The organism is Aquirufa salirivi (assembly GCF_045310485.1).
In the GTDB taxonomy this organism is placed as follows: domain Bacteria; phylum Bacteroidota; class Bacteroidia; order Cytophagales; family Spirosomataceae; genus Aquirufa; species Aquirufa salirivi.
In genome coordinates, this window is record NZ_JBEWZH010000001.1 from 207974 (window position 1) to 231626 (window position 23653).

Sequence of the window (23653 nt, forward strand, 5' to 3'; positions counted from 1 at the left end):
ATTGTTCCAGCTTGGCCTTGCTGTTTCCAAAAAAATGACTAATTTTGCAATCCTTTTTACGCAAGAGACAATGAAAGTATTGGATGCCTATCAGATACCCATCATTTCCCTAGAAGACAAATCGTACCGATATAGTTTTGAGGGCGGAGATGACTTCTTAAAGGCTTTTGAGCAGGAATGGGTACAAAAAGGCAAGTTTCAGGCAGAAATAGAGTTATCTAAATCGGCTACCATGATTCAGGTTTTGATGAAAATCAAAGGCTATTTGAATTTAATTTGTGATCGATCCAATGAGGAATTTGAATTTCCCATTGATATTCAGGAAAAGTTAATTTACAAATACGGGGATCATTTTGAAGACTTGGGCGACAACCTGTTTATGATTGACAGGAAGGAGCCAAAACTTAATTTATCGCAGGATTTGTATGATTTCATAGCCTTACAAGTACCTATGAAAAAATTACATCCTAGGTTTATAAAACCAGAAGATGAATTAGCAGAAAATGAATTTTTATATACCACAGTTAAGGATACAGATATCCCCAAAACAGAGGAAGAAAGTATAGACCCACGCTGGGCAGCATTAAAAAAATTAACAGACAATAATTAGAAATTAATTCAATTTACATACAATGGCACATCCTAAAAGAAAAATTTCAACCACACGCCGTGACAAAAGACGTTCTCACGATTTTAGCACTCCAAGACAATTATCTGTGGATAGCCAAACAGGAGAAACTCATTTATTCCACCGTGCACACGTTCACGAAGGAAACTTATTCTATAAAGGAAAGATGATTGTAGAAGGTTATTCTTCTTAGTCTTATTTCTCTTTATCAAGGAAAAGAACTTATTTTTGCTTCTAGCGAAAATATCCCGTTAAAATGCTATTTTTTGACTAAATTTAATACTATTTTTGCCTCAAGCTTTAGTAATTAAACATAATTAGATGAAAATAGCGGTCGACGTGATGGGTGGAGATTTTGCTCCAAAAGCAGTATTAGAGGGTATACTTTTAGCACTTCCCAGTCTTTCCAATAATGAAATAATTCTAGCCGTAGGTCCGCGTGATATCATTCAATCGATTTTGGATGAACATCAATATGTGGGAACGCAAATTCAAATCATTCACGCAGATCAAGTGATTGAAATGGGTGAACACCCTACTCGAGCTTTATCCCAAAAACCCAATTCCTCCATCGGAATTGGGTTTGGTCTTTTAAAGGAGGGCAAAGCCGATGTCTTTGCTTCGGCAGGAAATACAGGCGCCATGATGGTTGGCTCTTTGTTCTCAGTAAAAACCATTGAAGGCATCCAACGACCTGCGATCGCAGGTTATGTTCCACAAACAAATGGTCAATACGCGGTGATGTTGGACATTGGTGCCAATGCAGACTGTAAACCAGAAATGTTGGAACAATTTGCCTTATTAGGCTCCGTTTATTTCGAAGCCACCACAGGTATTAAATCTCCTCGCGTAGGTCTAATCAATATTGGTGAAGAAGAACAAAAAGGTTCTATTTTAGCCCAAGCTACCCACGCTTTATTGAAAGCAAACAACAGCATTAATTTTATCGGTAATATTGAAGGAAAAGATTTCTTCAAAGGAAAAGCTGACGTCATTGTGACGGACGGCTTTACGGGAAACATCATGTTAAAAATGGGTGAGTCCATCTATAACATCATGAAGGACCAAGGGATGACCAATGAGTTTGTAGAAAACACCAATTACGAAAAGTACGGAGGGAGTCCTATCATTGGAATCAATGGCAATGTGATTATTGCACATGGTGCATCAAGTCCAGTTGCCATTAAAAACATGATTGGACTGTGTAAGTCCGTTGTGGAATCGAAAGTCTGCGAGAAAATCAAGGGCATCATCGAGAACAAATAAAAAAAAGATTTAGGTTAAAGAAACATGACCCATAAAATAAACGCAGCCATTACCGGAGTAGCAGGATATGTACCGGACTATGTGCTGACCAACGAAGAATTAGAAAAGTTAGTAGAAACTAACGACGAATGGATCACCAGTCGTACAGGAATCAAAGAACGTAGAATTCTAAAAGGGGAAGGCTTAGGTACCTCCTACATGGGAGCCAAAGCCGTTACGGACCTTTTGGAGAAAACAAATACGAAGCCTGAGGAAGTTGATTTACTAATTTGTGCCACCGTCACGCCCGATTATTTTTTCCCTTCATGTGCCAATCTGATTTGTAAATCAGTCGGTATTCGTGAGACAGCTTCTTTCGATTTAGCAGCGGCTTGTTCTGGTTTTTTAAATGCATTAGGAACAGGTACTGCCTTTATCGAATCAGGTCGTTATAAGAAAGTCATTGTGGTGGGAGCCGATAAAATGTCGGCCATTGTAGATTACGCTGACCGTACCACCTGCATCCTTTTTGGAGATGGGGCTGGAGCAGTGATGTTGGAACCTACAGAAGAGGGTACCGGAGTTCAGGATTTCATTTTAAAATCAGATGGTGAAGGATGTGAGAGTTTGATGCAAAAAGGGGGTGGAAGTGCTTACCCTCCAACACATGAGACGATCGACCAAAAACTACATTATATTCGCCAGGAAGGTCAATCCGTTTTCAAATTTGCAGTAACTCGCATGGCAGATATTTCTGCTGAAATCATGGAAAGAAATCATTTGACTGGGGACGATATTGCATTCTTGGTACCTCATCAGGCCAATAAGCGTATTATTGATGCTACGGCAAATCGCATGAACATTGGGGAAGATAAGGTGATGTTGAATATACAGCGCTACGGTAATACCACGGCAGCCACGATTCCCTTATGCCTTTGGGATTATGAAAACCAATTAAAAAAAGGAGATAATTTAATTTTAGCAGCTTTCGGTGGAGGCTTTACTTGGGCCTCAGCTTATGTGAAGTGGGCTTACGATCCGAAATAATTTTACATTACATACATGGCAACTACAGCAGACATTAAAAATGGAATGGTCATCAAATACAACGATGACTTATTTTCCATTGTTGAATTTTTACACGTAAAACCAGGTAAAGGTCCTGCTTTCGTTCGTACGAAATTGAGGTCCTTAACTTCTGGTAAGGTGATTGATAATACCTTTAACTCAGGAGTAAGCATTTACCCGGTACGTGTGGAAAGAAGAAAGTTTCAATTCATCTACAAAGATGAATATGGATATAACTTCATGGACAATGAATCATTTGAGCAAATCTTGTTAAACGACAATTTGGTGGTGATGGCAGATTTGATGAAAGAAGGTCAAGAAGTTGAAATCTTAATTAACACGGAGAATGATGAAGCTATTTCATGTGAATTACCTCCCTTCGTTGAATTAAAAGTAACTTACACAGAACCTGGTGTTCGTGGAGATACGGCAAACTCACCTAAAAAACCTGCTACAGTAGAGACGGGCGCTACGATTACCGTACCCATTTTTATTGAACAAGACGAGGTGATCAAAGTAGATACACGTACTTATGCGTATGCGGAACGAGTAAAATAAACAGCTTATCTCATTTTTATTACATTTGTACCATAAGTACAAGCAGGTAAACCTAATACTATCAAGAATGGACACCAAAGAAATACAGCGATTACTGGATTATATCGCTAAATCACCTCTAGCAGAGGTTAGTATCGAAACTGAAGGATTAAAAGTTTCTGTTAAAAAACATGGAGAAGCTGCTCCAAGTGTATCATTTGTACATACTCCCGCACCAGTGGCGGCGGTAGCTGTGGCGGCACCTGCGGCAGCTCCAGCTCCAGCTCCAGTTTCAGACAATTTATATACGGTAAAATCACCCATGATCGGAACTATTTATTTAGCTCCTGGTCCTGATAAGGGAAATTATGTAGAAGTTGGATCAAGCATCGAACCTGGTAAAACAGTTTGTATGATTGAGGCGATGAAATTATTCAATGAGATTGATGCAGAAGTATCGGGTAAAATCGTTAAAATTTTAGTGGATACTGCCACGCCTGTTGAATATGACCAACCTCTTTTCTTAATAGAAAAAGCATAATAAACGCGCCACTTCTAGGAGTCAAGAGCGCGCCAAAAAAGAATTACTATGTTTAAAAAAATACTCATTGCGAATCGTGGGGAGATCGCCCTTCGTATCATTCGTACCTGCAAGGAGATGGGCATCAAAACGGTGGCTGTATTTTCCACGGCAGATCGCGATAGCTTGCATGTTCGTTTTGCGGATGAGGCGGTTTGTATTGGCCCCCCTCCTAGCAAGCTATCTTATTTAAGTATTCCAGCCATCATTTCAGCGGCAGAAGTTACTGGTGCTGATGCGATTCACCCTGGTTATGGCTTTCTATCAGAAAATGCGGAGTTTTCTCGTATTTGTGAAGAACATGGAATCAAGTTCATCGGAGCATCCGCTGAAATGATCAATTCCATGGGAGATAAAGCTACCGCTAAAGATACCATGAAAAAAGCAGGTGTTCCTGTCATTCCTGGTTCGGATGGTTTATTGGATACCGTTGAAGAAGCGATTGAATTAGCCAAAATAATTAAATATCCAGTCATCATCAAAGCTACGGCTGGAGGTGGTGGACGAGGAATGCGTATCATCCGGGAAGAATCGGAATTTGCCAAACTTTGGGATGATGCCAAAATGGAGGCAGCAGCTGCCTTCGGAAACGACGGTATGTACATGGAGAAATTCGTGGAGGAACCTCGTCATATTGAAATTCAAGTAGTTGGAGATAAATTCGGAACGGTTTGTCACTTATCTGAACGAGATTGTTCCATCCAGCGTCGTCATCAAAAATTATGTGAAGAAACACCTTCACCTGCCTTAACGGATGATTTGCGTACCCGTATGGGAGCTGCGGCTGTGGCTGGTGCTTCGGCTATTCGATATGAAGGCGCTGGAACCATCGAGTTTTTAGTGGACAAAAATGGCGACTTCTATTTCATGGAAATGAATACACGTATTCAAGTAGAACACCCGATTACGGAAGAAGTAACGGATTTCGACTTAATCAAGGAACAAATCAAAGTAGCGGCTGGAATTCCGATTACGGGTCAAAACTATTTCCCGAAATTATTTGCTTTGGAATGTCGGATTAATGCGGAAGATCCAGCCAATGGCTTCCGCCCATCACCTGGTAAAATTACCAATTTGCATTTACCTGGCGGACATGGCGTACGTATTGACTCACATGTTTACTCGGGCTATACCATTCCTCCCAATTATGATTCCATGATTGCGAAGGTTATTGTGAGCGGCCAAAGTAGAGAAGAAGTCTTGTTACGTATGAAACGGGCTTTACAAGAGTTTGTCATTGAAGGAATTAAAACGACGATTCCATTCCATATCAAATTAATGGATGACCCTGGTTTTCAATCGGGTAAGTTCACAACTGCTTTTATGGACAGCTTTGATTTAAGCAATCTATAAGAGCAAAAATAGTCATTCAAGGAAGGAGGCATGTGCCTCCTTTTTTGTTTATGTACATATATTATAATTTTTTGAGATGTCGCTTGGATATTAGTCTTTGAATTTCTAAATTTGCACTCCCATTTTTTCGATTGAATGCCCGTTTAGTTGCAAAATAGGTCATAATCAAATCCTTAAGACAAATTCCGTGGTCTTGATGGTACGATTCAACAGTTAAACAATACTATAGTGGATACTTTAAGTTACAAAACCATCTCCGCCAATAAGGCTACAGTACAGAAAGACTGGGTGGTGGTAGATGCTGAAAATCAAATTTTAGGACGTTTATGTTCTGAAATCGCAAAAATTATTCGTGGCAAGCACAAGCCTTCATTTACTCCACACGTAGATTGTGGTGACAATGTCATTGTGATCAATGCGGAGAAAGTTCGCTTGACAGGAAAGAAAATGACTGACAAGGTGTACATCCGTCACACAGGATATCCAGGTGGACAGCGTTTTGCTACTCCACGTGAGGTGTTAGTTAAGAACCCACGCGGTGTGATAGAATCTGCGGTGAAAGGTATGTTACCAAAAAATCGTTTAGGACGTGATTTATTCACTAACCTATTTGTATATGCTGGTACCGAGCACCCACATGCAGCTCAACAACCAAAAGAAATAAAGTTTTAACGGACAATATGACCCAAAAATAGGTCAATCCTCAATCAAATGGCAGAATTAACAAGCAAAATCGGTAGAAGAAAGACGGCAATCGCCCGTATTTCTATGACCCCTGGTAAAGGCCAGATTAAAATCAACGGCCGTACGATGACTGATTACTTCCCATCTGAAATTCTTCAGATTGTCGTTAATCAGCCTTTCGCATTAACCAACACATTAGGTTCTTTTGACGTAACCGCTAACGTAGATGGTGGTGGAATCAAAGGACAAGCTGAAGCTTTACGCTTAGCTATTTCTCGTGCATTGCAAACGCAAGACTCGGAATTACGTTCACCTTTGAAAAAAGAAGGTTTCCTGACGCGTGATCCACGCATGGTAGAACGTAAGAAACCCGGTAGAAGAAAGGCGCGTAAGAGATTCCAATTCTCTAAACGTTAATCCCAAATTGCGTGGAAAGGGCTTGTCTGTTGCCGATGCCTTTTCCACATTTTCATTTTTCCTCATTCTTAAACTCAAAAAATGGCACAATTAAGCTACAATGAATTATTAGATGCAGGTGTACACTTTGGACACCTTACCCGTAAGTGGGACCCTAAAATGGCTCCTTACATCTTCATGGAGAAGAACGGGATTCACATCATCGATCTTAATAAAACTCTTTCTTGTTTAGACGAAGCTACTGCAGCCATGCGTACGATCGTTCGTTCTGGTCGTAAGATCATGTTCGTTGCTACTAAAAAGCAAGCTCAAGAAGTGGTATCTGCTGAAGCAGAAAAATTAAAAATGCCTTACGTAACCGATCGTTGGTTAGGTGGTATGTTGACTAACTTCGCGACGGTACGTAAGTCCATCAAGAAGATGTCTAGCATCGACAAAATGTTAAAAGACGAAGTAATTGTTAAAACTCTTGCTAAGCGTGAGCGTTTAATGATGACTCGTGAAGAAGAGAAATTGAAGCGTGTATTAGGTGGTATCACTGAATTAACGCGTCTTCCAGCTGCTCTTTTTGTCGTTGACGTCAAGCGTGAGCACATTGCTGTTGAAGAAGCAAAAAAATTGGGTATCCCAGTTTTTGCGATGTGTGATACCAACTCTAACCCAGATTTAGTTGATTTCCCTATCCCTGCTAATGATGATGCTTACAAGTCAATCGCGGTTATTACGGCTGCTATTGGTAAAGCCATTGAAGAAGGTTTAGCTGAAAGAAAACAAGATAAAGATGACGCTCGTTTAGCTGAAGAAGAAGAATCAAAGCGTATTGCTGATGAGGAATCACAAGAAGCAGCTAAAGTAGCCGCTAAGTACGAAAAAGAAGCAGAACAAGAATAAACATATTCATAAAATGTCAATTACAGCCGCAGACGTTAATAAATTACGCCAAATGACTGGCGCCGGAATGATGGATTGCAAAAAAGCCTTGACGGAAGCCGATGGTGATTTCGAAGCAGCCATTGATTTTCTTCGCAAAGCTGGTCAAAAGGTAGCCGCAAAACGTGCTGAAAACGCAACCAACGAGGGAGTAGTACTCGTTGCTCTTTCAGCCGATCATTCTAATGGTAAATTAATCGCACTAGCTTGTGAAACTGAACCAGTTTCTAAAGTGCCCGATTTCAATAACTTAGCTCAAAGCATTTTAGACGCTGCTGTGAAATCACACGCTCCTAGTGTTTCTGCACTTTTAGCTGAACCCCTTTCAGATGGTCGTTCAGTAGAAGGTCACATCATTGAATTAACAGGTAAAATTGGTGAAAAAATCACTTTAGCTGCTTATGAAAACATTGATGCAGAGAAAGTTGTATCATATATCCACTCCAACAACAAAATCGGTGTTTTAGTAGCATTCGAAGGTGTTGAAGGAACAGACGTAACAGAAGTAGGTAAAGATATCGCGATGCAAATCACTGCGATGAAGCCTGTAGCTTTAGATAAAGATGGTGTTGATGCGGAAACGATTCAACGTGAAATCGAAATCGGAAAAGATCAAGCTCGTCAAGAAGGTAAGCCTGAAGCGATGTTGGAGAAAATTGCCGTAGGTAAATTGGAGAAATTCTACAGAGAATCTACTTTATTGAACCAACAATTCGTGAAAGATTCTTCGATCAACATTCGTCAGTTGTTAGAGCAAACTCAAAAAGGTTTGACTATCTCAACTTTCAAACGTGTGGCTTTGGCTTAATTCCAAAACTGTCGAAATATCAAAAGACCAGCTCTTGGAGCTGGTCTTTTTTTTGGGCTTTTACTTCTCAAAAATAGACTAAACAAATACATCATTCTTATATAAGTTTGACTAGCTGAACCACGATACTATTTGAAAGGGCTGGACTAAAAAATGGCAATTTTTATCCAGGAACTAAGCTCTTCTATTTTCATTAGTCCAAGACATTTTCTAACTTGTATTAGTTTATATCTTTAATTTTCCTTTCTTTTTTAAGCGAATGTCAAAAATCGTAGTCCTAGGCGGAGGTGAAAGTGGCGTGGGGGCTGCCCTGTTGGCCAAACATAAAGGCTTCGACGTATTTTTATCCGATCAAGGGCAATTAAAACCCGAATACCAACAAAGTTTATTGGATGCCCAAATTCCTTTTGAACAAGGAATGCATTCTATGGACAACATACTTGACGCTCAAGAGATTATCATCAGCCCGGGCATACCCGAGAAAAGCCCCATCGTCAAAGAAATTAAGCAAAAAAACATTTCATTAGTATCAGAAATTGAATTTGCTTCCCGATATACCCCAGCTAAAATTATCGCTATCACAGGTAGTAATGGAAAAACAACTACCACGCTTTTAACTTATCATTTATTGAAAGAAGCGGGTTTAAAGGTAGGCCTAGCTGGTAATATTGGACATAGTTTTGCCAAACAAGTCATGGAAAACCAACATGATTATTATGTCTTGGAGATTTCCAGTTTTCAATTAGATCGTTGTTTTCATTTTGCCCCAGATGTAGCTGTTTTATTAAACATTACACCAGATCATTTAGACCGCTACGAATACCAATTCGAAAATTATATTCAATCAAAATTTCGGATTTTTCAGAATGCCATTCCGCAAACTACTTGCATCTTTTGGTCTGATGATCCAGTATGGCAATCACATGCTAACTCGATGCCCCATCAAGCTCAGGTAAAAACCATTAGCTTCGACAATGAGCAAGCCGACATGCTGATTCGACCTGATGAAATCAAAGGATCTTCCCATTTCCAACTAACTCTCGATGACGCTCCACTAAAAGGACCTCACAATGCCATTAACATGTCGGCCGCCATCCTGGCTGCCGAATCTGTTGGTATCACTGCCGAGTCCATACATCAGGCTTTAAAGACTTTTGAAAATGCTCCGCATCGGCTAGAACCTTGCGGTACATGGAAAGGAATTCAATTTATCAATGACTCCAAAGCGACCAACGTCGATGCCGTATTTTATGCTCTAAATAGTTTCAAACAGCCTATTATTTTGTTGATCGGTGGAGTGGATAAGGGCAATGCGTATGAGGTCTTAGATGATTTGGTTAAAGAAAAAGTGAAAGGTATTATTTGCCTAGGAACAGACAATCAAAAATTAGAAACACATTTTGGATCCATCTGTTCTTCCATATTTTCAACAGACAATTTACAAGCTGCCGTAGAAAAAAGTTTGGAGTGGGGACAAGCTGGAGATATTGTATTGCTCTCTCCTGCTTGTGCAAGTTTTGATTTATTCAAAAACTATGAAGATCGGGGAAATCAATTTAAAGCAATGGTAAAATCACTCACCGATGGAAAATAGAATCACCGAATACATCAAGTCCAAACTCGCTGGTGATTACCAAATTTGGTTCATCGTCTTTGTCCTAAATGCCTTTGGATTACTGATTCAGTTTTCTGCCAAAGGAAGAATGGTCATGATGAATCCCATGGACCCTATTTTTAGTTTCATCAAATCCATGGTGATTTTGATTTTTTCTTTCATTTTGATGTCCTGGTTTTCTCGACAGAACTACCTGAAATTTGCCCAATACAGCCATGTTGCTTTGTTATTCTCTTGGATATTGATTCTTGTCGCCTTTGTTTTTGGTGAAAGTAAAGGTGGAGCCAGTCGCTGGTTAGAAATAGGCCCCATCTCCTTCATGCCTTCTGACATGGCTAAATTGTGCCTGATTGGGAGTCTTGCCAAAGATTTCTCCACACGCCAATCCAACCCTGAAGCCTATAATTGGCAGTTTTTCCTTTGGTTATTAATTAAAATTGGAATCACTTGCTTTCTCATTATGCTATCGAACTTCTCCACCAGCATTTTGATCTTCTTAACCAGTATCATTCTAATGATTTTCGGTCGGGTACCTTGGAAGCAAATTGGCTACATCATAGCCTCAGTAGCTATTTTAGCAAGTTTAGTCGTTACTTTAGAAATAGGTCAAAGAGCCAAAACAGTTAAAGCCAGAATTGCCAACTTTAGTAATCGTGTCGGAAAAAAAGACGGTAAATCCGTCGATAAAAAGGATGAGGATTACCAATTGTACCGCAGTTACTATGCCATTGCCACCGGCGCATTAAGCCCTAAAGGCCCTGGTCGTAGCCAGCAACGCTACTTCCTTTCTCAAGCTGAATCGGATTTTGTCTATGCGATCATCGTAGAAGAATATGGCATTGTTGTGGCCATTTTCATCCCGCTATTTTTCCTTTGGCTCATGTACCGAGGTGCCAATGCCGTCCGGCATAGCGGTAAACCTTTTGGGGGATTACTGTCGGCTGGCCTCACCTTTTCCATCGTATTTCAAGCATTCATCAACATGCTGGTAGCCGTTGGTGCTGGTCCCGTGACAGGTCAACCCATGCCCATGGTTTCTGCAGGTGGTACTTCCTTGATATTTACAGCCATTAGTATTGGACTTATCTTATCCGTAAGTCGGGATAAAGAACAAGAAACCAAAGATTTAAAAACAATTATTTAGTGAAACCAAAAAGAATCATCATTTCAGGAGGGGGTACTGGTGGACATATCTATCCGGCCATTGCGATTGCATCTGCCATACAAGAAATAGTACCTCGTTGTGAATTTCTTTTTGTTGGGGCAGAAGGCAAAATGGAAATGGAAAAAGTACCCAAAGCAGGCTTTAAGATTGTGGGTTTACCCATTGTGGGGATTAACCGACAACACATAATGAAAAACTTATTGTTTCCTTTCAAATTATTAAAAAGTCTAACCAAGGCCTTGGCCATTTTAAATGAATTCAAGCCTGATATGGCGGTAGGTGTGGGTGGCTATGCCTCCAGCCCCATGTTATTGGCTGCTTGGATAAAAGGAATTCCCTATGTGATCCAAGAACAAAATTCATTTGCTGGTATCACCAATAAGTTTTTAGCTTCCAAAGCCCAGCGCATATTTGTGGCCTATCCCAACATGGAAAAATTCTTCCCAAAAGAAAAAATCCAATATTTAGGTAATCCCGTACGAAAAGACCTTATTGATCAAGTTGGTAAAAAAGAAAAAGCCATTGTGCATTTTGGTTTACAGCCCAACAAGCCTTGTATTTTAATCATTGGCGGCAGCCAAGGGGCTAGAACCATCAATTTAGCTATTCAGGCAGGACTGGAGCCATTGACCAAATCTCAGGTGCAAATCATTTGGCAGACTGGTATTCACTTTGAGAAAGAAGCCCAAGCTTCTGCACAAAGTCAAGCCGGCCTACATGCTTATGTTTCAGCCTTCATCTATGAAATGGATTTGGCCTATGCAGCAGCAGATTTAGTCATTTCTAGAGCTGGAGCCTTGTCTGTTTCTGAAATCTGTTTGGTGGGGAAAGCCAGTATTTTAGTTCCTCTACCTAGTGCAGCAGAGGACCATCAAACCCAAAATGCTCAAAATTTAGTAAGTGAAGGAGCTGCTATTTTGGTCAAAGATGTCGAGGCAAAAAACTCCCTTGTTCATGAGGCTATTACTTGTCTTCAAAACAAAGAGCTCATGGCTCAAATAGAAAAACAAAGTAAATCCATGGCCAAACCATCGGCCGCTCACGATATAGCCACCAACATTCTAGCCTTGTTGACCCTACATGAAAAGTAATATTCAACTGAAAGATTTAAAATATGTGTACTTCCTAGGTATAGGAGGAATTGGTATGTCGGCCATAGCCCGTTGGTTTTTACACAATGGTTTTCCTGTGGCGGGTTACGATAAAACAGAAAGCCCACTGACTAAAATATTAAGTCAGGAAGGCATGCAAATTCATTATACCGATGATATTTCCTGTATCCCAAGCGACATTTTAGCCGATACTGCCCATAGTTTATTCATTTATACGCCCGCCATTCCGGCGAATCATGTAGAGAAAAACTACCTACTGGATTTGGGTATCCCTTTGTATAAAAGATCAGAAATATTAGGTTGGATCACGGAACAAATTCCTACTTTAGCCGTAGCGGGAACTCATGGAAAAACAACGACCTCTTCCCTATTGACGCATTTATTGATACATGCCAACAAAAATGTAACTGCTTTTTTAGGGGGTATTACACAAAATTATGGCACCAACTTTATTCCCAATAAGGAAAAAGATAACATTATTTGCGTGGTAGAAGCAGATGAATATGATCGTTCATTTTTAACTTTACATCCCTATGCGGCGGTGGTGACCTCCACGGATGCCGACCATTTGGATATCTACGGAGCTTCCGAACAAGTGCTTGAATCCTTTCAATTATTTGTCAGTCAAATTCAAGACAAAGGCTTTTTTATTCAAAAAGTAGGATTAGATTTAGGTTTCAACCATAAAAAAGCCACTTTTGGCATAGAATCAGGCGATTTCCAAGCAGTTAATATCCGTATTCAAAACCACCGAATGGTCTTTGATATGCTTTATCCTGAAGGTGAAATCAAGGACATTCCTATGCGCATTCCTGGATTTCATAACATCGAAAATGCCTTAGCTGCTGCAGCTTTAGCTATGCAAGTAGGTTTAACAGGTGAAGAGGTCAAAGAGGGGATTGCAAGCTTCATGGGGGTTAAAAGAAGATTTGAATACCATGTGGAGACGGATGAACATGTCATGATTGATGATTATGCACATCATCCTACGGAAATTGCGGCCTGCCTAAATTCAGTCAGAGCCTTATACCCCAATGAAAAAATTGTGGTCGTTTTCCAGCCCCACTTATTTTCTAGAACGAGGGATTTTTTAGCTGATTTTGCACAAAGTCTTTCTTTGGCAGATGAATTATATTTGCTAGATATTTATCCAGCTAGGGAGCTACCTATTCCAGGTGTCAGTTCTGAAAAACTATTGGAATTAATTAATTTAGAAAAGAAACAATGTATTAGTAAGGAAGCCTTAAAACTTGCGATTCAAGAGCAAAAGCCTCGATTATTGGTAACGATGGGAGCAGGTGACATTGACTTATTATTGGCCGACTTAAAAGGCTCATTACAATAAAATAAAACAGGACACATTACATGGCGCTAATCAACACAAGTAAGTGGGCACTAATCAAACGATTAATCAGCTTAATCATCTTGTTGGGTATGGGTATTGCAGCGGTCATTTATTCGGATCTGTCCTATCATGATATCAAATGCACGGGTATAGTAGTCAAATTAGATTCTGAAAATGAAAGACCGCTTCTTGGAAAAAAGGACATCAACCAGGTAGTCACTGAACAAGGAACTCGGTATTATGTCGGTAAATACTTACAAAATATTTCCTTGCACCAAATGGAAGAGCGCGTCAAACGTATCCCTTTGGTGAAATCCTGTGAAGCACATTATGATTTTTCGGGCAAAATCATCATTTCTGTTAAGGAATATAGTCCCATTGCCAGGATTCTAAGAAATACCGTAGGTGAGTCTATTATAAGTGACCAATACGTTACCCAAGATGGGAAATTCATTGGGACTAGTCCACTTTTTACTCCAAGAATTTTAGTTGTTTCAGGGGCATTTTTTAAGACAAACCGTAAAAACTTGAGTGATGTCAAGGGGAAACATTTGATTGAACTATTTGAATTCATCAATAACAATGAATTTTGGAGAGCCCAAATTTCTCAATTGGAAGTGGCTGAAGATGGTGGAGTGGTGATGATTCCTACATTGGGGATCACGCGAGTGGACTTTGGATTACCGATCAACATTGACACAAAATTTAAAAAGCTTGCCTTATTTTATAAGAAAATTATACCGAATAAAGGTTGGAATACCTATCGCTGGGTACGCTTAAAATATAAGAATCAGGTTATTTGCGATTATTAGGCAAAATAGCTATTTTTAAACCTTTATGGCTTCCTTGTAGGCTTGAGTAATCTTCAATAACAAATTATGCGGAACGATTTAATCATCGGATTGGACATTGGTAGCTCCTTCGTTAGAGCTGTAGCTGGCAGACAAAATGCCTCTGGAAAATTAGAGATCATAGCCTCTGGCAAAGCCAATACAGTTGGACATATTTTACGTGGTGAAATTGTTAACATCAATAAAACCTCTGCGGCAATAGCAGAAGCCTTAAAAAAGATTTCTGGAGCCCTTGAAGGGAAAAATACCGATTATTACTTCTCCTCAAATTTATCAGGAAGTCACATTAATGTGCAGCCCTATACGAGCATTAAAGTTCGCAAAAATCCAAGAGAAGCCGTTTCCATCCAAGAAATTCATGCGCTGATTGAAGAGGCTAAAAAGCCTGTTTTAGAAAAAAATCCATGCTTGTTACATACCCTACCGATTGGTTTTAAAGTAGATAATTTACCTACCACGACTGATCCAGTTGGACAAATTGGACAAAAAATCCAAGCCGATTTCATGGTGGTTACAGCTAATCCAGACAAATATGGTTTACTGGTACAATGCTTAGTAGCTGCTGAGTCTGACCATATCAAGAAGGGAAATGTGTATTTCAGTCCGATTGCCGCTTCTACGGCAGTTTTGAGCCCTGAAGAAAAAGAAGAAGGCGTTGTTTTAGTCGATATTGGAAGTGGTACAACTGAAATCAGTGTGTATCAGAATAAAGTCTTAGTTCAAGCCAGTGTATTAAACTGGGGGGGAGATCGCTTAACAGAAGACATTCGCATTGGTTTAAATGTTTCGCTAGAAAATGCCGAAGCATTAAAAACTACCTTTGGCTCTGCTATCAGTAAATTGATTGATATCAATGAAGTAGTCATGATTCCAGGCATTGCAGGTCGTAAACCTACACCTGTGTCTGTAAAAAACTTGGCTATCATTTTAGAAGAACGCTTGAAAGAATTAGCCGCAAAAATATTGGCAGAAATCAGTAAAATTGGCGACCCTCAATCCTTCAAAAGTGGTATCGTACTTTGTGGTGGTGGTGCTCAATTACCCGATATCGCTGAGCTTTTCCAAAAAATAACAGACCTAGAATGCCGTGTCGGTGTTCCCATGGTCGTTCAAAATTCACAAGCTTCTGAAGAAATCCATGATCCTTCCTTCGCAACTGCGATAGGCTTAGTTCAAGTGTATTATGAACAATTAGATCAAGCTATTCCAACAGAAGACCATGAACTTACTACCATAGGAGATGCCAGTGGAGACTCTGGAAAAGGGGGGAAAGGTAAACCAGGAATTAAAAACATTTTCTCTCGTGTGGTGGATGTCCTTATGGGAAGCAATGAAGCAGAAGGAGAATACTAGAAATTTTCAACTATCTCGAAAAGCCTCTGATGTAACAGGGGCTTTTTTATGGACAACATAGAAATTCTTTGACATAAAAAAGCCTTAGATCATCCAATCTAAGGCTTCATGTATCTGACTTCCTTTCTATTGTCGACCAAAAATATGATACTCCACCAATTGTATCATAATATGTATCACCTTGATGTGAATTTCTTGAATGCGGTCTGCAAAACCTTCATGCTCCACCCGTATTTCCGCATCTCCTAGATGAGCTAGTTTACCACCATCTTTACCCGTAAGTAAAACGACTTTCATTCCCTTTTGTTTTGCGGCGGCAACAGCCTCGATGATACTGGTTGAATTACCACTGGTAGATATACCTACTAAAACATCGCCCTCCTGTCCTAAACCTTCAATGAAACGAGAAAAAACATAGTTATATCCAAAATCATTACTCACACAAGTGATGTGAGATGGATCTGAAATCGCCATTGCCGCCAAAGCTGGACGGTTTTCACGGTAACGCCCCGAAAGCTCTTCAGCAAAATGCATGGCATCACAATGACTCCCACCATTTCCACAAGAAATAATTTTATGTCCATTTTTTAGCGCATCCACCAATACTTGTGCTGCTGCTTCAATGGCCTGTATTTGTTTAGGGTCATTCACAAATCGATCTAAAACCGACTGTGACTCTGCCAATGAATTTTGTATTATTTGTTGTACCATAATAAAGTCATCTTTTAAAAATCTCCTCCTGCTCCTCCACCACCAAAATCACCTCCCCCAAATCCACCAAAGTCAAAACCGCCACCGCCTCCATTTCCACCAAAGCCTCGACCTGAATGTCCCCCTCCTAAGAAAATAGGTGGGAAAAACATCCCGCCTCCACCGTTGGAGCCTGGACCAGAACCACCACCTCTATTTTTGATGGCCCGAATGATTGTGATGATAATAAATACTAGTAAAATAATGAATACCAGAGGTATTCCATCTTGTTTTTCTCCATCCCCTTCCGACTGAAAAGTACCACTCGCCCGCTGCATCATTTCCGTCGTGGCCGCATCGATACCCCCATAATAATCACCTTGTTTTAATGCAGGCTTCAATATTCGGTTGATGATACGTTTACAAGTAGCATCTGGCAATACAGATTCTAAACCTCTACCTGTAACAATCCTAATTTTACGGGTTTCTGAAGTAATCAACAATACTAAACCATTGTTTTTCCCCTCTTGACCTACACCCCAAGATTTTCCAATTTCCATGGCATAATCGTAAGGATCAGTATTGCCGGTAGTGGGTACAATGACTATTTCCAATTGAGTGGATGTGCTATCGGCATAGCCCCTCAATTTCTGCTCTAAGTTTTGTTTTTCCTCCGGACTTAATTTATTAGACAAATCAACCACATAGCCATTGGGCTTTTCGGGAATGCCAGATTGTGCCCAAAGTAAGGGCGTAGACAGGCTTATCAAAGCCATGCCCAACATAAATAAGCGTATAATTTTAAGCCCCAAAGGACAACTCATCCGTGAGCTCATTGATATCGTCTTTTTGGTAAGGAAAACTCCTGGTTAATACTTCGCCGATGCGACGAACACCCCAAGCTAATCCTGCTCCTATTTCATTCTTTGCCAAATATGGCCTCATTTCATCGCGTATTGTTTCCCAAAACTCTGGGGCTACTTGGGCATCTATACCTTTATCCCCGATAATGGCATATTTACGATCTTTAATGGCTAGATAAACCAAAACCCCATTTTGCAAATCGGTTTGATTCATGCCTAATTGAAAAAAGAGCACCTTCGATCGTTCGATCGGGTGCCCTTCACAATGACTCTCTATGTGCACACGAATTTCACCAGAAGTTCCTAATTCAGCTTCTTTAATGGCTTGGATAATCTCAGCTTGCTGTTCCTGGCTAATGTGCATCCTTATTTCTTCTCGTCAAAATTTACCTCTGGAGCTTTATCAGAACCAGCCTCTGCTTCGAAATATCCCTTCTCCGTAAACCCTGAGAAAGAAGCAATCAAATTATTAGGGAATGTAACCACCTTACTGTTATAAGATTTAACCGATTCATTGAAACGATCTCTTTCTTCTTTAATACGGTTTTCGGTTCCTTCCAATTGAGCCTGCAATTCTGAGAAATTCTCTGTCGCTTTCAACTGAGGGTAGTTTTCTGCCACAACCATCAAACGAGATAAAGCTCCACCCAAAGACGATTGAGCGGCTTGGTATTTCTGCATATTTTCAGGACTCAAATCCTTGGCATCCAATTTCATTTGAGTAGCACTAGCACGTGCCTGAATCACCGCGGTCAAGGTCGACTTTTCAAAATTGGCCACTCCTTGTACGGTCTTAACTAAATTAGGAATCAAATCAGCACGACGCTGATATGCTGACTGTACATTAGCCCATGACCCTTTTACTTCTTGGTCACTAGTAGCTAATCCATTACGCACTCCGACTCCCCAAAAAATCACAAGAGCAATGACGCCCAAAGCAATCCAAAGTTTTCTGTTCATTGTTGATATTGTTTTAAATTTTTTGCTCTGCAAAGGTATACAAATTAACATCTGTCCTTCGCAAATTTCCATTAAAATGCTTTTTAAAGGATAAATGTTCCATTTCCCTGACAAATGTAAGATTCCTTATTTAATTGTCCCTCTGGGCAATGACAAAACGATCTTTCCCATGAAAATCTTGTTTCAATTCCACCTTTTTCCATTGATTAGCTGAAAAAAGAGCTTTCGTTTCCTTACCCAATGCTTGATTAATCTCTAGCATGATCCATCCATCCTGTTTGAGATGCTTAGATGCCATCCTTTCTAATACTTGGTAAAAAATCAAAGGATTCGCATCCGGAACAAACAAAGCTAATCCTGGTTCAAATTCAGTCACATGTTTTTCCATTTGAGATGCTTCTTGAAACATCACATAAGGAGGATTAGAAACTATGATATCCCATGTTTCGGAATCACTACGAGTAGACCATTGAAACACATCTTGTAATTCGATGGAAACCTCTGCCCCAAGAGATTTCGCATTCTGCATCGCTTGCTTTTGGGCCTCAGGGGATATCTCCCAAGCCGATACCTGGGCTTGCGGAGCTTCCAATGCTAAGGAGATCGCAATACAACCTGATCCAGTACCCACATCTACTACCTTACAGGTGGTCTTATCAGGAGTTATTTTTTCCATAACCAAATCCACCAATTCCTCCGTTTCAGGCCTTGGAATCAACGTATGTGGATTTAATCCAAAAATACGATCTCGAAACCAGCCTTTCCCAAGCACATATTGCCAAGGTTCATGTGTGGCCAATCTAGCCAACACTTGTTCCCAATCCTTCGGCTGTTCCACTTCTTTACCTAGATGACAATTCATGCGTGTGGAACCCGTACACATTTCCACCAATAAATAGGCAATTGCTTCTACTTCTTGTATGGAATATAAGGATTGAATGGCTGACTTCACTTGGCGTACTAAATCAGCAGCTAAAATGGGCATATACATGAATTATAGCCACAAATTACGCAATATTTTTTTTAGAAATGACCTCCAAGACCCACTAGTATTTTTGCTATAATTGTATATATTTGAAATCCGTATGGAAAAAATTGAACTATTTCAATGCAATAACCTTGAATCCTTATAAATTAATTTGAATATGAACATTAACCGTAGAGAAGCTGTACAGCGTGTGGTCATGTTAATGGGTGGTGTTGTTTCTGCCCCTGCCATGGCTGGACTGCGTGGAGAAAAGTTAAACCAGGGTGCATTTGTCCGTGTTACTGCCGAACAAGAATCTTTGTTAGCTGAAGTGGCCGATGTCATTATCCCGAGCACGGGTACACCTGGAGCCAAAGCCGCTGGCGTAGAAAAATTCATTGTTCGTGTGGTACGCGATTGTTATCAGAAAACAGACCAAGAACATTTTTATGCTGGTTTAGCCAAATTAGAGGCTAATTGTCAGGCCAAAACAGGTAAATCATTTGCAAAAGCCAGTGCTGTTGAAAAGAAAGAAGCCTTAACAGGTATTATGTTGGAATCTGATGCAGAAAGAACCGCTAACCGGGGCAAAAAAGCGCCAACTCCTTTCTTTTTCATGATGAAAGAATTAACCACTACGGGTTATTTCACTTCTGAAATAGGCGCTACCAAAGCCTTGGAATACCTTTCTATCCCAGGAAAGTTTGATGGCTGCTTGCCAATGACACCAGGACAAAAAACGTGGGCTCTTTAATTTTCATGTCAAGACTAGAATAACGATGAACTTAAATATAGATTCAATAAAAAATCAAACCTACGATGCCATCATTGTAGGATCAGGAGTATCAGGTGGATATGCTGCCAAAGAATTAACGGAGAAAGGTTTACGTGTGTTAGTCCTAGACCGCGGTCGTCAAATGGAGCACGTAACCGGTTATACTCCGAGTTACAAAGACCCTTGGGACTTTAAATACAATGGTTTACTAACCAACGAACAAAAGGCTAGTCACCCGAAATTAGCGCGTGATTATCCATACAATGAGATGACGGAAACCTATTGGTTCAATGATTCCGACTCGATGTATAAAGAAGAAAAACGTTTCGACTGGTTCCGTCCGAATATCGTAGGAGGAAAGTCCATCATGTGGGGACGCCAGACCTATCGTTTAAGTGATATAGATTTTGAGGCTAATGTAAAAGATGGCATTGCGGTAGATTGGCCTATTCGTTATAAAGACATTGCGCCTTGGTATTCTTACGTGGAAAAACACGTGGGTATTTCAGGAGAAGCCTTGGGTTTACCTCAATTGCCTGATTCGGAATTCTTAAAGCCGATGGACATGTATTGCGTAGAAAAAGAAGTAAGAAAACGCATTGAGAAAAACTTCCCAGGACGTAACATGACGATCGGTCGTGTGGCAAACTTATCTGAAGCGAAACAAGCGCAATTGGGTATCGGACGTAGTGCTTGTCAATACCGAAATAAGTGCCGTTTAGGTTGTCCATATGGCGCCTACTTTAGCTCTCAATCTTGTACCTTGCCTCCTGCAGCTAAAACAGGTTTAATGACACTTCGTCCAGATTCATTGGTATCGGAGATTCTATATGATGAGCAAAAACAAAAAGCCAAAGGCGTACGTGTGATTGATACTGTTACCAAAGATGTGCGTGAATATTATGCGAAAATCATCTTTGTTTGCGGATCTACCGTAAGTACTACTGCCTTATTATTGAATTCTAAATCGCGCCGTTTCCCGAACGGTTTTGGTAATGATTCTGGAGAATTAGGCCATAACTTGATGGATCACCACTTTAAAATTGGTGCTAGTGGAGTTTGGGAAGGAGATGAAGATAAATACTACATCGGTCGTAGAGCCAATGGTATCTACATTCCTCGTTACCGCAACATTGGCAACGATAAGCGTGATTATTTACGTGGATTTGGATACCAAGGAAGTGGTTCTCGTCAGGGCTGGAACCGTGGAGTAGGTGATTTGAACTTCGGTATTGACTACAAAGAATCCATGACTAAACCAGGTCCGTGGATGATGGGCTTAAGTGGTTTTGGGGAGACCTTACCGTACCATGAAAACAAGATGTATTTAGATACAAATACCAAAGATAAGTGGGGTATACCGGTGGTGGTCTTTGACGCAGAATTCAAGGAAAACGAGAAGAAAATGCGTAAAGATATTATGGAAGATGCTCGTGAAATGTTGGAAAGCGCAGGCTTGAAAAACGTGAGAGCCTTTGATAATGGCTCATATCCAGGTATGGCCATCCACGAAATGGGAACGGCACGTATGGGTCGTGATCCTAAAACGTCGGTATTGAATGGCAATAACCAAGTACATGCGGTGAAAAACGTTTTTATCACAGACGGAGCAGCCATGACATCCGCATCTTGCGTAAATCCTTCCTTAACTTATATGGCATTGACAGCCCGCGCGGCCGATTTCGCTGTGAAGGAAATGAAGAAACATAATTTATAAGTTGATTTTTTCAATGAAATGTGGGCCATACCAGCCCACATTTTTTTTCACGAGACCATGAAAAAAAACATCTTTTACCTCTTTTGCTGTTTAACAGGCAGCCTTTTTAGCATGAATGCACAGGAAAAAAGCTATCCAACCATTGGTAAAATTCATCGATTGGATCCCGCATTGGACAAATTACTAGACATCAGTTCGCCCATTGAAATCTTAGGAACAGGTTATACGTGGTCAGAAGGACCAGTATGGGTGAAAAAGGGGAACTATTTACTCTTCTCGGATGTACCTGAAAATGTCATTCACAAATGGGCTCCTGGCAAAGAAGTAGAAGTGTTTTTAAAACCGTCTGGCTATACGGGAACTGTTCCATATTCGGAGGAGCCTGGAGCCAATGGATTGATTATCAACAAAAAAGGGAATTTAGTTTCTTGTGAACATGGCGACAGAAGGATAGCTGAAATGCCTTTGGACAATCCCGCCAAAAAGAAGACCTTGGCTCACTTATTTGAGGGTAAAAAATTGAATAGTCCAAATGATTTGGTGCAACACAGTTCGGGGGATTATTACTTCACAGATCCTCCTTATGGTTTACCCGGTCGTGGCAAAGATGAACCAGCCAAAGAATTGCCCTTTCAAGGAGTTTATCGATTAAACAAAAAAGGTGAGTTGAGCTTGCAAATCAAAGACATGACCCGTCCGAATGGCTTGGCCTTTAGTCCTGATGAGAAAATCTTGTATGTGGGCCAATCGGACCCGAAAGGTTTAATTTGGAAGGCATTCCCGGTTGACAAAGACGGTAATTTAGGCGAAGGAAAAATCTTTTTTGATGGTGCGGAATTAGCTAAAAGCGGCTGGCGCGGAGCACCTGACGGATTTAAGATTGATAAATCGGGTAATTTATGGGCTACAGGACCAGGTGGGGTGCTAATTATTAGTCCTGAAGGTAAACTTTTAGGCAGAATAGAAGCGGGCAGTGCCACGGCTAACGTTGCTTTTGGTGAGGATGGCTCTACCCTATTCATCACGGCAGATATGAATTTATTGAGGGTAAGAACGAAGACCAAAGGGATGGGCTGGTAGGAAATTATAGATTATAAGTTTTAGATGATTGGCTTGAGAGGTATCTCAAGCCATTTTTCAATTACCGCTGTTCGACATATGCTATTTCGAAAACAGATTCAAAGGATTTATAATCTATCGCTGTTCGACATATGTTATGTCGAACCACAGATTCAAGGGATTTATAATTCCAATCAATGGTAACATTAAACAGCTTCTACAAAGATGAAAGCGAATCAAAGATTCTTTTTTATCTATAATTCGACATGCCTTTCAGAACATGTCGAATAGCATACTAAGGAAATTATAATTTATAGATTATGAATGCCTGAATGAATCATTCATACCGCTGTTCGACATATACTATTTCGAACCACAGATTCAAGGGATTTGCAATCCCAATCAATGGTAACATAGAACAAAATCTATAATGATGAATGAGAATCGAACGAACCCGCTGTTCGACATATGCTATGTCGAACCACTGATTCAAGGGATTTATAATCCCAAACAATGGTAACATAGAACAAAATCTATAATGATGAATGAGAATCGAAGATTCTTTTTCATCAACAATTCGACATGACTTTTAGAATATGTCGAATAGCATACTAAGGAAATTATAATTTATAGATTATGAATGCCTGAATGATTTCATTCATATCGCTGTTCGACATATGCTATTTCGAAAACAGATTCAAGGGATTTACAATCCCAATCAATGGTAACATAGAACAAAATCTATAATGATGAATGAGAATCGAAGATTCTTTTTATCTACAATTCGACATGCCTTTCAGAACATGTCGAATAGCATACTAAGGAAATTATAAATTATAATTTATAGATTGTGAATGCCTGAATGATTCACACATCTAAAATTCAAGGTAGGTCTTTTGTGAAAAGGTATTGTTAAGTCATTTAATTCAAA

At 40.1% G+C, this 23653-nt stretch carries 25 protein-coding genes; 20 read left to right on the forward strand and 5 right to left on the reverse strand.

The window, feature by feature from the left end; all coding sequences use genetic code 11:
* Positions 1-34 precede the first annotated feature (34 nt).
* From U0R11_RS00840 to ftsA, 17 genes are all read left to right on the forward strand, one after another.
* On the forward strand, positions 35-610 hold the full coding sequence (locus U0R11_RS00840) for a YceD family protein (RefSeq protein ID WP_406749363.1): 576 nt from the start codon (positions 35-37) through the stop codon (positions 608-610).
* Positions 611-632: 22 nt separating this feature from the next.
* A complete protein-coding gene (gene rpmF / locus U0R11_RS00845; RefSeq protein WP_109322243.1) occupies positions 633-821 on the forward strand; it encodes a 50S ribosomal protein L32 in 189 nt (62 codons plus the stop codon).
* Positions 822-949: 128 nt separating this feature from the next.
* The gene (gene plsX / locus U0R11_RS00850; RefSeq protein ID WP_406749364.1) at positions 950-1894 is read left to right on the forward strand and encodes a phosphate acyltransferase PlsX; all 945 of its coding nucleotides are present in this window, start codon (positions 950-952) and stop codon (positions 1892-1894) included.
* Positions 1895-1918: 24 nt separating this feature from the next.
* On the forward strand, positions 1919-2920 hold the full coding sequence (locus tag U0R11_RS00855; protein ID WP_406749365.1) for a beta-ketoacyl-ACP synthase III: 1002 nt from the start codon (positions 1919-1921) through the stop codon (positions 2918-2920).
* Positions 2921-2935: 15 nt separating this feature from the next.
* Complete coding sequence (gene efp, locus U0R11_RS00860) at positions 2936-3499, forward strand: elongation factor P (RefSeq protein WP_109322240.1); 564 nt, start codon at positions 2936-2938, stop codon at positions 3497-3499.
* A gap of 67 nt (positions 3500-3566) precedes the next feature.
* Complete coding sequence (gene accB / locus U0R11_RS00865; RefSeq protein WP_406749366.1) at positions 3567-4019, forward strand: acetyl-CoA carboxylase biotin carboxyl carrier protein; 453 nt, start codon at positions 3567-3569, stop codon at positions 4017-4019.
* Between the two features lie 48 nt (positions 4020-4067).
* Positions 4068-5411: an acetyl-CoA carboxylase biotin carboxylase subunit gene (gene accC, locus U0R11_RS00870; protein ID WP_406749367.1), complete on the forward strand. Its 1344-nt coding sequence runs from the start codon at positions 4068-4070 to the stop codon at positions 5409-5411.
* Between the two features lie 228 nt (positions 5412-5639).
* Positions 5640-6083 (forward strand): 50S ribosomal protein L13, encoded by a 444-nt coding sequence (gene rplM, locus U0R11_RS00875; protein WP_406749368.1) that lies wholly within the window; start codon positions 5640-5642, stop codon positions 6081-6083.
* Between the two features lie 39 nt (positions 6084-6122).
* Positions 6123-6512, forward strand: coding sequence for a 30S ribosomal protein S9 (gene rpsI / locus U0R11_RS00880; protein ID WP_109322236.1), 390 nt, complete (start codon positions 6123-6125; stop codon positions 6510-6512).
* An 81-nt stretch (positions 6513-6593) separates the two neighbouring features.
* On the forward strand, positions 6594-7403 hold the full coding sequence (gene rpsB, locus U0R11_RS00885; RefSeq protein WP_166374641.1) for a 30S ribosomal protein S2: 810 nt from the start codon (positions 6594-6596) through the stop codon (positions 7401-7403).
* A gap of 13 nt (positions 7404-7416) precedes the next feature.
* Positions 7417-8250 (forward strand): translation elongation factor Ts, encoded by an 834-nt coding sequence (gene tsf / locus U0R11_RS00890; RefSeq protein ID WP_406749369.1) that lies wholly within the window; start codon positions 7417-7419, stop codon positions 8248-8250.
* Between the two features lie 259 nt (positions 8251-8509).
* Positions 8510-9844 (forward strand): UDP-N-acetylmuramoyl-L-alanine--D-glutamate ligase, encoded by a 1335-nt coding sequence (gene murD / locus U0R11_RS00895; RefSeq protein WP_406749370.1) that lies wholly within the window; start codon positions 8510-8512, stop codon positions 9842-9844.
* The gene (locus tag U0R11_RS00900; protein WP_166374638.1) at positions 9834-11009 is read left to right on the forward strand and encodes an FtsW/RodA/SpoVE family cell cycle protein; all 1176 of its coding nucleotides are present in this window, start codon (positions 9834-9836) and stop codon (positions 11007-11009) included. The genes murD and U0R11_RS00900 overlap by 11 nt, the downstream gene beginning before the upstream one ends.
* Positions 11009-12121: an undecaprenyldiphospho-muramoylpentapeptide beta-N-acetylglucosaminyltransferase gene (murG, locus tag U0R11_RS00905; protein ID WP_406749371.1), complete on the forward strand. Its 1113-nt coding sequence runs from the start codon at positions 11009-11011 to the stop codon at positions 12119-12121. The genes U0R11_RS00900 and murG overlap by 1 nt, the downstream gene beginning before the upstream one ends.
* Positions 12111-13487 (forward strand): UDP-N-acetylmuramate--L-alanine ligase, encoded by a 1377-nt coding sequence (gene murC, locus U0R11_RS00910; protein ID WP_406749372.1) that lies wholly within the window; start codon positions 12111-12113, stop codon positions 13485-13487. Before murG ends, murC begins: the two co-directional genes overlap by 11 nt.
* Before the next feature lie 20 nt (positions 13488-13507).
* Entirely contained in the window at positions 13508-14299 is a 792-nt protein-coding gene (locus tag U0R11_RS00915; protein ID WP_406749373.1) for a cell division protein FtsQ/DivIB, read from the forward strand.
* A gap of 66 nt (positions 14300-14365) precedes the next feature.
* A complete protein-coding gene (ftsA, locus tag U0R11_RS00920) occupies positions 14366-15691 on the forward strand; it encodes a cell division protein FtsA (RefSeq protein WP_406749374.1) in 1326 nt (441 codons plus the stop codon).
* A 126-nt stretch (positions 15692-15817) separates the two neighbouring features.
* Here the strand turns inward: ftsA and lpcA are convergent, their stop codons facing one another.
* The 5 genes from lpcA to prmC all read right to left on the reverse strand — a co-directional run bounded on the left by lpcA (position 15818) and on the right by prmC (position 19189).
* Positions 15818-16402, reverse strand: coding sequence for a D-sedoheptulose 7-phosphate isomerase (lpcA, locus tag U0R11_RS00925; protein WP_406749375.1), 585 nt, complete (start codon positions 16400-16402; stop codon positions 15818-15820).
* 14 nt (positions 16403-16416) lie between these two features.
* Positions 16417-17157 (reverse strand): TPM domain-containing protein, encoded by a 741-nt coding sequence (locus tag U0R11_RS00930; protein ID WP_406749376.1) that lies wholly within the window; start codon positions 17155-17157, stop codon positions 16417-16419.
* A 25-nt stretch (positions 17158-17182) separates the two neighbouring features.
* Positions 17183-17608, reverse strand: a complete 426-nt coding sequence (locus U0R11_RS00935; RefSeq protein WP_406749377.1) for a TPM domain-containing protein — start codon at positions 17606-17608, stop codon at positions 17183-17185.
* 2 nt (positions 17609-17610) lie between these two features.
* Positions 17611-18204: a LemA family protein gene (locus U0R11_RS00940; RefSeq protein ID WP_406749378.1), complete on the reverse strand. Its 594-nt coding sequence runs from the start codon at positions 18202-18204 to the stop codon at positions 17611-17613.
* Positions 18205-18334: 130 nt separating this feature from the next.
* On the reverse strand, positions 18335-19189 hold the full coding sequence (gene prmC / locus U0R11_RS00945; RefSeq protein ID WP_406749379.1) for a peptide chain release factor N(5)-glutamine methyltransferase: 855 nt from the start codon (positions 19187-19189) through the stop codon (positions 18335-18337).
* Positions 19190-19355: 166 nt separating this feature from the next.
* Between prmC and U0R11_RS00950 the strand changes: the two genes are divergently transcribed.
* From U0R11_RS00950 to U0R11_RS00960, 3 genes are read left to right on the forward strand one after another with little or no spacing between them, the layout of a single operon-like run.
* Positions 19356-19925: a gluconate 2-dehydrogenase subunit 3 family protein gene (locus U0R11_RS00950; RefSeq protein ID WP_406749626.1), complete on the forward strand. Its 570-nt coding sequence runs from the start codon at positions 19356-19358 to the stop codon at positions 19923-19925.
* Positions 19926-19950: 25 nt separating this feature from the next.
* The gene (locus tag U0R11_RS00955; protein WP_406749380.1) at positions 19951-21663 is read left to right on the forward strand and encodes a GMC oxidoreductase; all 1713 of its coding nucleotides are present in this window, start codon (positions 19951-19953) and stop codon (positions 21661-21663) included.
* Positions 21664-21720: 57 nt separating this feature from the next.
* Complete coding sequence (locus tag U0R11_RS00960) at positions 21721-22743, forward strand: SMP-30/gluconolactonase/LRE family protein (protein ID WP_406749381.1); 1023 nt, start codon at positions 21721-21723, stop codon at positions 22741-22743.
* Positions 22744-23653 lie beyond the last annotated feature (910 nt).

Bases quoted from the DNA above. Each gene is read 5' to 3' on its own strand.
- prmC (WP_406749379.1), bottom strand. From the start codon at position 19,189: ATGCCCATTTTAGCTGCTGATTTAGTACGCCAAGTGAAGTCAGCCATT.
- accC (WP_406749367.1), top strand. From the start codon at position 4,068: ATGTTTAAAAAAATACTCATTGCGAATCGTGGGGAGATCGCCCTTCGT.
- U0R11_RS00960 (WP_406749381.1), top strand. From the start codon at position 21,721: ATGAAAAAAAACATCTTTTACCTCTTTTGCTGTTTAACAGGCAGCCTT.
- plsX (WP_406749364.1), top strand. From the start codon at position 950: ATGAAAATAGCGGTCGACGTGATGGGTGGAGATTTTGCTCCAAAAGCA.
- rpmF (WP_109322243.1), top strand. From the start codon at position 633: ATGGCACATCCTAAAAGAAAAATTTCAACCACACGCCGTGACAAAAGA.
- murD (WP_406749370.1), top strand. From the start codon at position 8,510: ATGTCAAAAATCGTAGTCCTAGGCGGAGGTGAAAGTGGCGTGGGGGCT.
- efp (WP_109322240.1), top strand. From the start codon at position 2,936: ATGGCAACTACAGCAGACATTAAAAATGGAATGGTCATCAAATACAAC.
- U0R11_RS00900 (WP_166374638.1), top strand. From the start codon at position 9,834: ATGGAAAATAGAATCACCGAATACATCAAGTCCAAACTCGCTGGTGAT.
- U0R11_RS00955 (WP_406749380.1), top strand. From the start codon at position 19,951: ATGAACTTAAATATAGATTCAATAAAAAATCAAACCTACGATGCCATC.
- murC (WP_406749372.1), top strand. From the start codon at position 12,111: ATGAAAAGTAATATTCAACTGAAAGATTTAAAATATGTGTACTTCCTA.
- U0R11_RS00930 (WP_406749376.1), bottom strand. From the start codon at position 17,157: ATGGCTTTGATAAGCCTGTCTACGCCCTTACTTTGGGCACAATCTGGC.
- rpsB (WP_166374641.1), top strand. From the start codon at position 6,594: ATGGCACAATTAAGCTACAATGAATTATTAGATGCAGGTGTACACTTT.
- U0R11_RS00935 (WP_406749377.1), bottom strand. From the start codon at position 17,608: ATGCACATTAGCCAGGAACAGCAAGCTGAGATTATCCAAGCCATTAAA.
- U0R11_RS00940 (WP_406749378.1), bottom strand. From the start codon at position 18,204: ATGAACAGAAAACTTTGGATTGCTTTGGGCGTCATTGCTCTTGTGATT.
- accB (WP_406749366.1), top strand. From the start codon at position 3,567: ATGGACACCAAAGAAATACAGCGATTACTGGATTATATCGCTAAATCA.
- U0R11_RS00840 (WP_406749363.1), top strand. From the start codon at position 35: ATGACTAATTTTGCAATCCTTTTTACGCAAGAGACAATGAAAGTATTG.
- lpcA (WP_406749375.1), bottom strand. From the start codon at position 16,402: ATGGTACAACAAATAATACAAAATTCATTGGCAGAGTCACAGTCGGTT.
- rpsI (WP_109322236.1), top strand. From the start codon at position 6,123: ATGGCAGAATTAACAAGCAAAATCGGTAGAAGAAAGACGGCAATCGCC.
- tsf (WP_406749369.1), top strand. From the start codon at position 7,417: ATGTCAATTACAGCCGCAGACGTTAATAAATTACGCCAAATGACTGGC.
- U0R11_RS00855 (WP_406749365.1), top strand. From the start codon at position 1,919: ATGACCCATAAAATAAACGCAGCCATTACCGGAGTAGCAGGATATGTA.
- ftsA (WP_406749374.1), top strand. From the start codon at position 14,366: ATGCGGAACGATTTAATCATCGGATTGGACATTGGTAGCTCCTTCGTT.
- U0R11_RS00915 (WP_406749373.1), top strand. From the start codon at position 13,508: ATGGCGCTAATCAACACAAGTAAGTGGGCACTAATCAAACGATTAATC.